The organism is Pseudomonas triticifolii (genome assembly GCF_014358015.1).
Lineage (GTDB): Bacteria > Pseudomonadota > Gammaproteobacteria > Pseudomonadales > Pseudomonadaceae > Aquipseudomonas > Aquipseudomonas triticifolii.
Map to the genome: position 1 here is coordinate 1,009,050 of NZ_JACONV010000001.1, position 12,417 is coordinate 1,021,466.

Consider the following 12,417-nt stretch of genomic DNA (forward strand, 5'->3'; position numbering starts at 1 on the left):
GCAGGACAGGTCCGATGTTTTTGTAGGATGATTCCCACATAAAGCCGATCGCGTTTAAGTGTAAAACCCTGAGTTGGACGCGATAGATTGATTGGCACTATAAACTCGTCTGCCTGGTTGAATTTCGTGAGCAAACATAGTGGAACCGGCTTATTTGATACAGGCGCCCTTCGAGACAAGAACAGGCAATGCCTTCACCAGACAGGCATCAGGCATTGCCCTGCTCGAAGACACTGAGTGACACACACTTAGCGTCAGGAGCAATCTCCGGGAAATTGCGGAGTACAAAGAGACGGGCCGGCGCCAAACACTCGCGTCACGATGACCAGCGTTGAATGAGCACCGGTCTGACCGGACGCTTTGGTCAATACGTACGTCACGCGCCCACTGCCACGCGTCACGATGGGCTCGACATGATCGTCATAAGGCACCGTGACCAGAAAGCCATTGTTGACCTTGTCGTCATCCAGCGTAATAACGGGAAACGTGTAGTCGGTTCCATCGATCGCCGTGTTGCCTTGTGCGTCCTCATAAGCCCGCCAGCTGACCGTCACTGAATCACCGGCCGCAAAGTTGACCGGATCACCCGGAACCTGGGCCTTTATGCCCTCCCATGGCTTCGAACAGCAATTGATGATGGGAGTCGTCGGGTTGCCGGGATACCGGTCCGGAAACTCCACATCCGCCAGCCCTATCGTCTCGACAATCCGTACATCCACTTCGGTGCGGACCGACTCTTGCTCGTTGGTCCCGTTCCAGGTCGTGTAATAGACAGGCAGTTTTTCGCTGTAACCCCCGTCCTGGATTTTGTCCCAAGGCACTGTAAAGACAACAGGATCGATTGGCGTACTCGTGACCGTCACTTCGTCAACATAAGATGGCAGCGCGCCCCAATACAACCGCAGAAATTGCCCGTCCACTACCGGATTGGGCGTTAATTCCACCCGTGCGTCCTGATCCTTGTCCGCTTGCCCCAAGACGTTATCCACTGACGGGCTTTCCCGGCTCTTGATGACTACCCGCGGCAGCTTGTCGTTGATCGGATCAGGCCCTTCAGGATCCGGATCAGGATCGGGATCAATGCCTGCCACCGCGAAATCCACCTCGATATCGATCTCTGGAGATTTCGTCTTCGCAGGTCCTCGCACTACGCTGTAGCTCACTTTGAAGGCGCGTGCATCCAGGGCTCCGCCTGCCGACAACGTGGGCCAGTCAACGAAGATCGACATTGGGAAACTCGAGAGCGGCACCGCAGGCACCGTAGTGCTTTCCCAGTTGACCTCGATAAGGTCACCAGGCTGCTGATTGTCATAGCCGGGCGATGGAATTTCCAGCTCCACGCCCAGCCGCGCATCAGCACGGTCTATCAGACCGTCAGCCGCCAAGGGCACCGTCGGGGTTACCAGGTTTTCCGCCAGCGGAGAAAGATCGACATAGACCTCTTGCCAGCGCGAGGGCTGTCCGAGGTTGCCGGTTCGATCCACATAACGATACAGCACGGCAATCAAACCATCCTTGAGCGTCTTGATTACGTCAGAGTCAAGGCTCACGACCGGGCGGTCGGCTCCCGGCAGGGCTGCGGCCTCTGTCACGGTCAAGCGTGCAACGGGGTCCACCGGATCCGGCCCCTGTTTGGGACCAACCGGGCCCCAGTACAACAGAATCTCATCACCCGCCGTGATATCACTGGAACGAGGAATCGTGACGTCTACTGTCGCGTTTGCGTCGAGATAAGCCAGCGTCAAGCCGTTATCAATGATGTCCTGCGGCAACTCGGGGCTTGAACCGGCAACGTTGCCGTTTGGCACTAGATGATCGACGCTGAGTAAGCGAGAGAAAGAAGGGTTTGTATTACCATCCTGGTTGGTGTGCTTGTATTCAAATACATAAACCCCTTCATCCTTGATTTTGTCGGCCTCTATCACATATTCGCGATCTTCAGGCCCCACCGGATCGGGCAGTACCCGCCGTTCCAGCTCGTCACCATCCATTACGAAATAAATTACTTCGTACGGATACAGAAGCAAGGAATTCGGAACCCTGACCGTCAAGTCTTTCCCCCATTGAGTTTTGGGCCACAGGTTTCTGTCATCGCCAGGAATAGGTCCGAGCGCGCCGTTTAGCTCAAGCGCTTCCGGCGTCGGATCCGGGCCTTGGCGGGCACGCTCAAGTCGTGCTTTTCGAAAGGCCTGCCGGGTTTGCTCGGCGGCACTAAGGGTGGATCTGGATGTAGTCATCAATGCGTCTCCCTGACGGTGGCCCACCGGAACGATGTGCCATAACACGTGGGCCTGAACGGACGTGTGCATGGCCGATCAGGCGTCCGGTCGCGAGCAACGTGGCAGTTGTGCGTCCGTGCAAACACTATTTAACGTGGGGGATCGCTGCGGCCGATACTGCCAGAACTGCTAGGCTCAGTCGCAGTCAAGAGGTCATGTATCAATACCGATACATTCACGACATGCCAGGGACATTCAAGCCCAGCACCCTTTCGCCGCGCCTCCCGGCGAAGTAGCATGCCCGGAGGCTTGACCTTCAACAGCAGCCAGTGATGGCGGCATCATCAGGCGGCAGACGTACCATGCAGGCATTTCCCGACAGCACCTCCGAAACGAGCTTGACCGAGCAGCGCTGGGCCGTGCGCGCCCTGATCGTCGATGACGACGTAGCGATCCGTGAACTGCTGTGCGATTACCTGACGCGCTTCAACATTCAGGCACAGGGCGTGACCGACGGTGCGCAGATGCGTCAGGCCCTGAGCGACCAGACCTTCGACGTGGTGGTGCTGGACCTGATGCTGCCCGGCGAAGACGGTTTGTCCCTGTGCCGCTGGTTGCGCAGCACTTCGGACATCCCGATCCTGATGCTGACGGCGCGCTGCGAACCGACCGACCGTATCATCGGCCTGGAACTGGGTGCCGATGACTATATGGCCAAACCCTTCGAACCTCGCGAACTGGTTGCCCGTATCCAGACCGTCCTGCGCCGGGTGCGCGATGAGCGCAGCGATCAACGCAGCACCCTTCGTTTCAACACCTGGCGGCTGAACAGCGTGCTGCGCCAGTTGATCGCGCCCGACGGCCTTGTCGTGCCGCTGTCGAACGCAGAGTTTCGTCTGCTGCGGGTCTTTCTCGAACGCCCTCATCGCGTGCTGAGTCGCGAGCAGTTGCTGGATGCCGCCCGCGGTCGCTCGATCGAGGCCTTCGACCGCAGCATCGATCTGCTGGTCTCGCGCTTGCGCCAGAAGCTGGGCGACGACCCGAAGAACCCGCAACTGATCAAGACCGTACGCGGCGAAGGCTATCTGTTCGACGCCAGGGACATGGGGTGATTCGCAGGTTCGATACGCTCTTTGCGCGTCTGTTCGGCGGGGCATTACTGGCCATCCTGCTCGCGCATATGCTGGCGTTCATCTGGTTCATGAATTACGGCATGCGCCCCATGCCGCCTCCGCCCAGGCCCGAATTCTCATCCGGGCAGGATCACCGCCCACCGGATGATTCGAACGGCCAACAACGCAGGCCGCCACCCAGACCGCCATTATTGGGCGGCCCGGTGGTCCCGCTGGTCTTTCAATTCATCACCCTGATTATCGCCGCCTGGTACGGTGCCAAAGCGCTCAGCCGCCCGGTGCAGCGCTTGAGCGACGCCGCCGAACGCCTGAGCGAAAACCTCGACAGCCCGCCGCTGGAAATCTCCGGCCCGCGCGAAGCACGCCAGGCCGCACAGACCTTCAACCTGATGCAGCACAAGCTGCGCGAGCAGATGCAGCAACGCGGACGCATGCTCGCAGCCGTCTCCCACGACCTGCGCACGCCCCTGTCGCGGCTCAAACTGCGCGTCGAACAGATCCAGGAACCCAGGCTGCACGGGCAGATGACCCAAGACCTCAACGACATGATCAGCATGCTCGACGCGACCCTGGCGTACCTCAATGAACACCGCAGGACCGAACTGCTTCAGCAGCTGGATTTACAGGCGCTGATCGAGTCACAGGCCGAAAACGCCCAGGACAACGGCGACGATGTGCAATACGAAGGCCAGTGTAAACCGCTGAAGACCCAGCCCATGGCGCTGCGCTCGTGCTTGCAGAACCTGGTCGATAACGCCTTGCGCTATGCCGGCAGCGCCCGGATTTTGATCGAGGACAGCGCTGATCGGGTCAAGGTTTCGGTCGTCGATCACGGGCCCGGCATTGCGCCGGAACTGCATGAGAGCGTGTTCGAGCCGTTCTACCGGCTGGAAGGCTCGCGCAATCGCAACTCAGGTGGCGTCGGCATGGGCATGACCATTGCCCGCGAAGCGGCACGACGAATCGGCGGCGAGCTGACACTTGAACAGACGCCCGGCGGTGGCCTGACGGCCGTACTGCATCTGCCTCGTCATTGACTCGCGGTGTATCGGCCTCGTTACACAGCTCACATCCCCTCGACAAAAGCGGCCTTGAGGCTACATGCACCGGCACACCGTTGCCGGTCATCGTCATCTCAGAGGAGTGAGCGCAATGATCAACGGGATCGGCAGCAGCAGTTTTTCCAGCTATAGCATCACGAGCAGCGCGACATCGGGCACCGCCAGCAAGAAGTTTCAGGAAGAGCTGTTGACCAAACTGGACACGGACGGCGACGGCAGCATCGGCAAAGACGAGTTAAGCACAGCACTGTCGAGCAACAGCAAGGACGGCATCACCGTCAGCCTCAGCCAGGCGTTCAGCGACCTGGACAGCAACGACGATGACAGCCTGGATGCCGATGAACTGGCCGCCATGACACCGCCTCCACCACCCGCCATGCCGTCGACCGAAGACCTGGCGCAGGACCTGCTCGGCTCTCTGGACAGTGACGACGACGGCGCCATCAGCAGCGAAGAACTGACCACCGGCCTGACCAACGCGGGCAGCAGTGCGAGCAGCAGCGAAGTCTTCGATGCGCTGGACACAAACAAGGACGGCACCGTCAGCCTCGATGAACTGACCGCCAGCCTGCAACAACAGCAACCGCCTGCTGGCCCGCCACCGGCGCAGGTCAATGCCGCGAGCACAACCGACAGTGCCACCCTGTTCAGCGCGCTGGACACCGACAGCGACGACAGCATCAGCGCCACTGAACTGGCCTCTGCACTGAAGCAAAGCGACAGCAACAGCGAACAGACCCAGGCCAATCAAGTCACCGCCCAGGCCCTGAGCAAGATGATCGCCGCGCTGGGTGAGCGCTATGACACGCAAGGCAGTAAGCCGGTCGGGCGGTATCTCGATACGGCGGCGTAAGAAACGAAACCGTCGCCGGTCTTTACCGCGCGACGGGATCCAGCATCATCAAGCTCCACACATGGAGGGGATACCGACATCAGCACACTCAGTTTTATAACTATAAAAACAAGGTATTACGACGCAACTTATTAGTTAAAAATACTACAACCGCTTATCCTATGCAGGTATTCCCCCACACCTAAACGACTACCATTAATTCAGGTAGTACGTGTAGAACCACCTATACACTTTAGTACATAGGGAATATGGAAATGAAAATCAAACCATGGATAGTTTTTTGTGCATTACCCCTGACAGCGGCAAGTGGACTGAGCTTGGCGTGCTCTGAAACATTATACAAAAACTCAACCGCATCGAAGACCTGCCACCTCATAAGTATAACCCCGCTTATGGCTGATGTTTCAGAAGAGCAATGCTACGTAAAAGCATCCTGCTCGATACAGGGCACCGTAGACGAAAACCCTAACTCCTGGTACACCCGCCAAGTCCACCAATGGCGAGAGAACAATATTCTGGTGAACAACACAGACATACAGAGATTAAAAAATCAGAACGGATACTTAACCTATTAAAAACTTCAACGCTCATGGGCCGACAGCCCCATCGCTATCGGCCTTATGAATCTTCTTTTCAAAAAACATGCTAACAACCGTTGCTTATCCTGACTCATTAAGACATGCGGTGATTTCTCTGCCCCACCCAATCTGTCAACAGGCTATAAGCCACCGCCAGCAACGTCGGCCCGATGAACAGGCCAATGAACCCGAACGCCAGCAACCCGCCAAAAACCCCCAGCAATACGATCACCAAAGGCAGGTTGCCGCCGCGGCTGATCAGGTATGGCTTGAGCACGTTGTCCACGCCACTGATGATGAACATGCCCCAGATGCCGAGGAACACGGCCATACCATATTCGCCCTGCCAGACCAGCCAGGCGGTGGCGGGCAGCCACACCAGTGGCGGGCCCATCGGGATCAGGCTGAACAGGAAGGTCAGAATACCCAGCACCAGCGCGCCAGGAATCCCCGCAATGAGGAAACCGATCAGCGCCAGAACCGCCTGGGCTGCAGCAGTGCCGATCACGCCGTTGACCACACGCTGCACCGTACCGGCGACCAGATCCAGATAATATTGCGCACGATCCCCGATAAGACGCTCCAGCAGGCTGAGTACGAAGGCTGCCAGACGCGGGCCATCGCGGTAGAAGAAAAATGCGAAAACGATACTCAGGGTCAGTTCGAGGATACCGCCACCGATCTGCGCACTGCGCGCCAGCAGCCAGTTGCCGACTTCGCCCAGATAGGGTTTGACCGTGGCCATGAACGCAGCGCCCTGCTGATCGATGGTGGTCCAGAACCCTACCAGCCGCTCGCCCACGAACGGAATGCCCGCCAGCCACGTGGGCGGATCAGGCAGGCCATCGACCTGGACGTCCCTGATGAAGGCCGTCGCGTCACGCACATGATCGGCCAGGTTGAAACCCAGCCACACCAAAGGCGCTGCCACCAGCAACAGCCAGCACAGGCTCATGACCAGCGCCGCCAGCGACTCGCGCCCTTTGAACCAGCGCGTCAGCAGGCGCATCAACGGCCAGCTGGCAAAGGCCAGCACCGCGCCCCATACCAGCGCTGACCAGAACGGTGCCATCACCCACAGGCAAGCGCCGAACAGGGCCAGCAGCAGGATCTGAACCAGTAGACGATCGTTGTTGAACATGAAGGACCTGCAAAAAGGATCGGAAGTGGCGAGCATAAAGACGAACACGGCTGGCGTCAGCCGTATTCGCCATGGACAGGAAACAGACCGCTAGCGAATCACTTCGATGGACAGGCCTTTTTTATCGGCACTGACGGTTTCCAGCCGTGCCGCACGCACGCCTTTGGCGATCAGTGCATCACGCCAGACAGCCGCGTTGGCACCAGACACCGTGGTGCGCAAGGTGCTGTCCAGATTGAGACCGCGCGAGATCAGCGTTACCCAGGCGTCTTGAGGTTCACCGCCCAGCCTTGGCAGATCGAGCTTGCCGGTGCTTTTGAGCTGACGCAGCAAGGTAGCCGAGGTGGGGAGCACATCGCCCAGCGGTGCGACGGACTCGAATTGCTCGACGTGCAGATAGGCGCGACGATTGCCACGCGTGATGCTGTAGAGCGCAACCAGCGTGTCGGTGTCGGGCTCGGCAAGGCGTAACAGCAGGTAGGCCTGCCGGTCGTCAGCGCCATACAGCTTGGCATTGCCGAACACCTCGTTGGCCCACAGGCTGCTTTCACCACAGTCACGTGCCTGGCACCAGAACAGCAGTTCGGCACCTTGCTGTTGCAGGGCTTCACGCGCAGCAGTAAAGGCGTCGTCGGCAGAGTGCTCGGCAGGCAGCTGGTAAGTGACCGAGGTCAGATTGCCTCGCGCACTGACCTGGCCATCGAAGCGCAACTGGCCACTGATCTTGCGGACCGAGCCCAAGGGGTAGACACGTTCGAGTTCAGCGCGGGGGCGATAGTCGACGATTTCCGTATCCGCCAGACGCGGCAGGATCTGCAGATCCTGACTACCCGGCAGATCAGCGGCACCGACCATGGCGCTGAATATCGACGCCCAGAGAGCAACGAATGGAACACTGGATACACGCATGAGTGCTCTCATTGGCAGACAGACAGAAAGAAGGCGTGGGTGGCAGTGCCGACAAGGCAATCAGGCAAGGGGTTGGGTTGGTCCATCGTGGTTGGCTCCTGTTTCAACCTGCTCAGCGTCGGCAGTTGCCGACCTCAAGTCAAGGAGCAGCGAAGAAGCGATTGAAACAGCGTGCAACAGCGCACGCGCCCTCCTCGTCATCCAGATGCAGATGGTGCCCGCCTGGCAGGGTCTCGATCGCGAAAGGCAGCGTATCCATCACGTCGTGTTTTTTCGCCAGCATGCCCTCGCGAGCAATGACCAGTTGTGTCGGACAACGCACATTATTGATGAATGCCATCGCCTGCTGATGAGTCAGGCGTGTCGCCGAAGGCAAGGTCAATCGGCTGTCGCTGCGCCAGGTGTACCCGCCAGGCACGGGCATCAGCCCACGCTGAGCCAGTAACTCGGCGGCTTCCCGGCTGACCGCAACCACACCTTTCATGCGTGCCTGAATGGCCCGATCCTGATCCTGATACACCGGTTTTTTCTTGTTCGGCAATGCCAGTTGCGCCTGCAACGCAGCCCCCATGCGTTCGGCGACAGCATCGGCATCACCCGTCAGTGGAGCCAGACCGTCGATCAACGCCAGGTGCGTGACCCGCTCGGGCAGCGCGCCTGCCAGCATGACCGAAATGATCGCCCCCAGCGAATGACCGAGCAGCGCGAATCGCGACCAGCCCAGTTGTTCAGCGACCCGCAGCACGTCGTAGGCATAGTCGGCCAACGCGTAGGACGCGCCAGGCGGGCGATGATCGGAATGACCATGCCCGGCCAGGTCAAGCGCCACGATGCGCAGCCCCTCCAGTCGGGGAGCCAGTCGCGCAAAACTGTTGGCGTTATCCAGCCAGCCATGCAGCGCGATGACCGGCGTCCCATGCTCGGGGCCGAACAGGTGCGCCGCCAGCTCGATATGCCCAAGGCTCAGGCGCACTTCCTCGACCGGACACTTCATGCCGGGGTTTTCTCTGCGTGACGTGTCGCGCTGCGGGCATCCCAGCGCCTGAACAATGATTTGAGCAATTGCGCCGTTTCATCCGGCCGTTCCAGTGGAAACATGTGCCCTCCCGGCATCGACAGGTATTCGCCTTCGCGCATGCGCCTGGCCAGATAGCCATGGTGCGGCATGATCACACGGCTTTGCTTGCCACGCACCATCGCCAGCGGCACCTTGAGCTGCCGCGACGGCAAAGGACTGGTGTGCGGAATACTGCGGTAGATGCTGATCTCGGTCGCGGGATCGAAGCGCAGGCGCAACTGCTCGCCATCCGCCTGCAGGCCGTGTTGCAGGTACGCATCCAGGCACTCGGGATCGAAACGGCGAAACAGCGTCTTGCTGGCGAAATAGGCACGGGCCGACTCAAGGTCAGCAAACGCCTCGCGACGTCCAAGCGTTCGACCGGCAGGCGTAATACGATCAATGAATCCAAGGCGCTTGGCCGCACGAATGAACAACTGATCAGCCAGGCTGAGCACCGGTGAATCAAGCATCACCACGCCTCGGTACAGCTCAGGGCAACGCAACGCGGCATGCAAATGCAGCACGCCACCCAGCGAATGCCCTACGCCCCACACAGGGCCATCCTGCTCGCGCAGATGGTGAATCAGCTCATCGACCAGATTCAGCCAGTTGTCGTCCACCGGAAAACGCGGGTCATGGGCATGCTGTTCCAGATGCGCCACTGCGTATTCCGGCGCCAGCCCGGCGAACAGCTTGCCGTAGGTGGCCGAGGGGAAGCCGTTGGCGTGGGCGAAGAACACGGGCTGGGGCATGCCGGTACACTCAAAGGCTGGACGAGTAACGATTGTGCGCACCGGTCCAGACCCACGGCAATGATTGGAACTGCCATCGAAGGTGTCACTCCGGCCATCGCGTAGCGACAATGCCATGGCCTCACTCAGCGAGCAGGCGGCTCCTGGCCATGCGGCACCACCGCGACGGTCAGTCGCGAGATACAACTCAATTTGCCTTCATCAGTCGTGATCCGAATATCCCAGACGTGAGTGGTACGACCGATATGCACAGGGCGCACGACTCCGGTGACACGCCCTGAACGCACGCCACGCAGGTGGTTAGCGTTGACCTCAAGCCCTACGCAGAAGAATTTGCTTGAATCGATCAACAGGTAGCTGGCCATTGAACCCAGCGACTCGGCGAGCACCACCGACGCCCCGCCGTGCAGCAGCCCGAACGGTTGATGGGTGCGCGGATCGACCACCATGCTGGCGGTCAGGGAGTCTTCGGTGAACGATTCGAAGCGGATATCCAGCACTTCGCCGATGGTGTTCTTCTGCGCCTTCATCAGGGCGTCTATATCAGGTGTTACACGCCATACACTCATGCTCAATCCTTTTTTATGGTGGGGTGACGCTGGTGGCTCACACGTCAAGCGCCCGCCAGGGCGGGCCCGCTCAGACGTGGCGAATACTGTTGAGGTGCATGCCGCCCGCGACCAGGTGCTCACCTTCAAGCTCGGCAAGACTGGCAGTGCTCATCGGTTCGGCCTGCTGATAGCTGCCGTGAACCAATAGCCCGATCAGCGCACCGACCAGCGGTTGATGGCTGACCAGCAGGACTCCGTCCACGGCCAGCGCCTCCAGATGGGCCAATACCTGGCGCGGGTCGCTGTCGGGCGTCAGCCAGGGCACGGTCACGGTCGGTTCCTCGAAGCCAAGCGATCTGTGCACCAGCTCGGCGGTCTGCTGAGCACGGACGTAAGGGCTGGCGAGCAGTTTCTGCAGCGGCTTGTCGCTCAGGTGGACAGCGCTCTTGAGCACTTCCTCCCGGCCGTGGGCAGTCAGCTCGCGTTCGGCATCGCTGCGCGCCCGGGATTGGGCTTCGCCATGACGCAGCACCCAGATCTTCATAGCTTCGGCTCCTCATCACGCACCGGATGCGGTGCAGGCGCGACGTAATGCGCCGCTTCGCCGTCCGGCGCACGTGGCGTTGGCCAGTCGGCGAACGGCCAGGGCTTTTGGTCCGTGTGGAAGGTGCCGAAGCGACCAATCTGTGCCAGAAACTGGCTCAGGCTGTCACCGAAGTTCATCAGGGTGCCACTCGGCGCGCCGTAGATCAGGCGGTAGCCCAATTGCACCAGCACCACGCCTGCCAGCACCACTTCAGCGACCTGCCAGACAATGACGAACAGCAGCATCCAGAGGATGCGCAGCAGGATGGATTCGTTCTTCTGGGTGTTCGACTCGTTCAAGACCCTTCTCCCGGATGAGGTGGTTTCAATTGAAGCCTGTGATTGAGATGAAATCGACGTCCGTCTTGGGTTCGGCGCGCATCAGCGCTTCGATCACCTGGTTGAGCGTACGACCTTCGAAAAGAATGGCATGCAGACCCGCGACCAATGGCATGTAAACCTGAGCTTCCTGCGCTTTGACCTTCAGCACCTTGAGGGTGTTCACCCCTTCTGCGACCTCGCCCAGGCGCGTCACCGCCTCGTCCAGGCTCAGGCCCTGCCCCAGCGCAAAGCCGACCTGATAGTTGCGGCTTTTGGGGGACGAACACGTCACGATCAGGTCGCCCACGCCTGCTAGCCCGAGGAAGGTCATCGGGTTGGCGCCCTGAGCCACTGCGAAGCGGGTCATCTCGGCCAGCGCACGTGTGATCAGCATGCTTTTGGTGTTCTCGCCCATGTCCAGCGCCACCGCCATGCCGGCAATGATTGCGTAGACGTTTTTCAAGGCGCCCCCCAGCTCGACACCAAACCGGTCGGCGCTGGCATACACGCGAAAGGTGCGGCCATGCAAAACCGCCTGCACCTGCTGACACAATGCCTCGTCTTCGCTGGCGACCACCGTGGCAGTCAGTGCGTGCTCGGCAATTTCCCGCGCCAGGTTGGGTCCGGACAGCACGCCGATGCGCGCCTGAGGCACGATTTCCTCAAGGATCTGGCTCATCAGCTTGAACGTCTGCGCCTCGATGCCTTTGGTCAGGCTCACCAGCATCTTGCCGCTCAGGCATTCGACATGCGGCGACAGCACGCTGCGCAACGCACTGGACGGCAAGGCGACAAAAATCAGCTCACTGCCTTCCAGTGTTGCGGCAAGGTCAGTCACCGGCTGGACTTCCGGCCGGACCTTGATGCCCTTGAGGTAGCGCGGGTTTTCACGATTGACGCGGATCGCCTCTGCCTGCTCGGGATCACGCATCCATTGGCGAACCTGATGGCCGTTTTCGGCCAGAAGATTTGCGATGGCAGTGCCAAAGCTGCCGCCTCCAAGAACCGCTACAGGCTGCTGCGTGGTCATAAATCAATCCATCCTGGGCCACTGATTGGCGATGTCGGCATTATACGGAGCGCCACGGCATCAGCCAGCGCCAAACACGTCAGACCTGCCTTCATCGTGGCCAGGCCCCACGCCAGAGCCTGCCCACACAAATAAGTTGTCTGGAAACCCGGCCCATGTCGGTTAACATACACGTACACAGCATGCATTATCGTGATGGCCGACGCCTTGGCGCAGGCGCACAC

12 protein-coding genes are annotated in these 12,417 nt (G+C 59.8%); 3 read left to right on the forward strand and 9 right to left on the reverse strand.

Features of this window, described 5'->3' with window-relative positions:
• Positions 1-254 precede the first annotated feature (254 nt).
• Entirely contained in the window at positions 255-2,237 is a 1,983-nt protein-coding gene (locus tag H8S56_RS04325) for a hypothetical protein (RefSeq protein ID WP_187517958.1), read from the reverse strand.
• A gap of 344 nt (positions 2,238-2,581) precedes the next feature.
• Between H8S56_RS04325 and H8S56_RS04330 the strand changes: the two genes are divergently transcribed.
• The 3 genes from H8S56_RS04330 (at position 2,582) to xopAW (ending at position 5,266) form a co-directional block, all read left to right on the forward strand.
• The gene (locus H8S56_RS04330; RefSeq protein ID WP_024686127.1) at positions 2,582-3,331 is read left to right on the forward strand and encodes a response regulator; all 750 of its coding nucleotides are present in this window, start codon (positions 2,582-2,584) and stop codon (positions 3,329-3,331) included.
• Positions 3,328-4,389: a sensor histidine kinase gene (locus H8S56_RS04335; RefSeq protein WP_024686126.1), complete on the forward strand. Its 1,062-nt coding sequence runs from the start codon at positions 3,328-3,330 to the stop codon at positions 4,387-4,389. The genes H8S56_RS04330 and H8S56_RS04335 overlap by 4 nt, the downstream gene beginning before the upstream one ends.
• A gap of 115 nt (positions 4,390-4,504) precedes the next feature.
• Positions 4,505-5,266 carry a XopAW family type III secretion system calcium-binding effector gene (xopAW, locus tag H8S56_RS04340; RefSeq protein ID WP_187517959.1) on the forward strand — a complete coding sequence of 254 codons (762 nt, stop codon included), beginning with the start codon at positions 4,505-4,507 and terminating at the stop codon, positions 5,264-5,266.
• Between the two features lie 672 nt (positions 5,267-5,938).
• Here the strand turns inward: xopAW and H8S56_RS04345 are convergent.
• The 8 genes from H8S56_RS04345 to H8S56_RS04380 form a co-directional block, all read right to left on the reverse strand.
• On the reverse strand, positions 5,939-6,985 hold the full coding sequence (locus H8S56_RS04345) for an AI-2E family transporter (RefSeq protein ID WP_187517960.1): 1,047 nt from the start codon (positions 6,983-6,985) through the stop codon (positions 5,939-5,941).
• Positions 6,986-7,075: 90 nt separating this feature from the next.
• Positions 7,076-7,906 (reverse strand): DUF4892 domain-containing protein, encoded by an 831-nt coding sequence (locus tag H8S56_RS04350; RefSeq protein WP_408003764.1) that lies wholly within the window; start codon positions 7,904-7,906, stop codon positions 7,076-7,078.
• Positions 7,907-8,033: 127 nt separating this feature from the next.
• The gene (locus H8S56_RS04355) at positions 8,034-8,888 is read right to left on the reverse strand and encodes an alpha/beta hydrolase (RefSeq protein ID WP_187517962.1); all 855 of its coding nucleotides are present in this window, start codon (positions 8,886-8,888) and stop codon (positions 8,034-8,036) included.
• On the reverse strand, positions 8,885-9,706 hold the full coding sequence (locus H8S56_RS04360) for an alpha/beta fold hydrolase (protein WP_024686121.1): 822 nt from the start codon (positions 9,704-9,706) through the stop codon (positions 8,885-8,887). Before H8S56_RS04360 ends, H8S56_RS04355 begins: the two co-directional genes overlap by 4 nt.
• A 125-nt stretch (positions 9,707-9,831) precedes the next feature.
• A complete protein-coding gene (locus H8S56_RS04365) occupies positions 9,832-10,275 on the reverse strand; it encodes a hotdog fold thioesterase (protein WP_187517963.1) in 444 nt (147 codons plus the stop codon).
• Positions 10,276-10,345: 70 nt separating this feature from the next.
• Positions 10,346-10,801 (reverse strand): phosphohistidine phosphatase SixA, encoded by a 456-nt coding sequence (gene sixA / locus H8S56_RS04370; RefSeq protein WP_187517964.1) that lies wholly within the window; start codon positions 10,799-10,801, stop codon positions 10,346-10,348.
• The gene (locus H8S56_RS04375; protein WP_073169452.1) at positions 10,798-11,142 is read right to left on the reverse strand and encodes a DUF4389 domain-containing protein; all 345 of its coding nucleotides are present in this window, start codon (positions 11,140-11,142) and stop codon (positions 10,798-10,800) included. Before H8S56_RS04375 ends, sixA begins: the two co-directional genes overlap by 4 nt.
• 25 nt (positions 11,143-11,167) lie before the next feature.
• The gene (locus tag H8S56_RS04380; protein WP_024686117.1) at positions 11,168-12,193 is read right to left on the reverse strand and encodes an NAD(P)H-dependent glycerol-3-phosphate dehydrogenase; all 1,026 of its coding nucleotides are present in this window, start codon (positions 12,191-12,193) and stop codon (positions 11,168-11,170) included.
• Between the last annotated feature and the right edge of the window lie 224 nt (positions 12,194-12,417).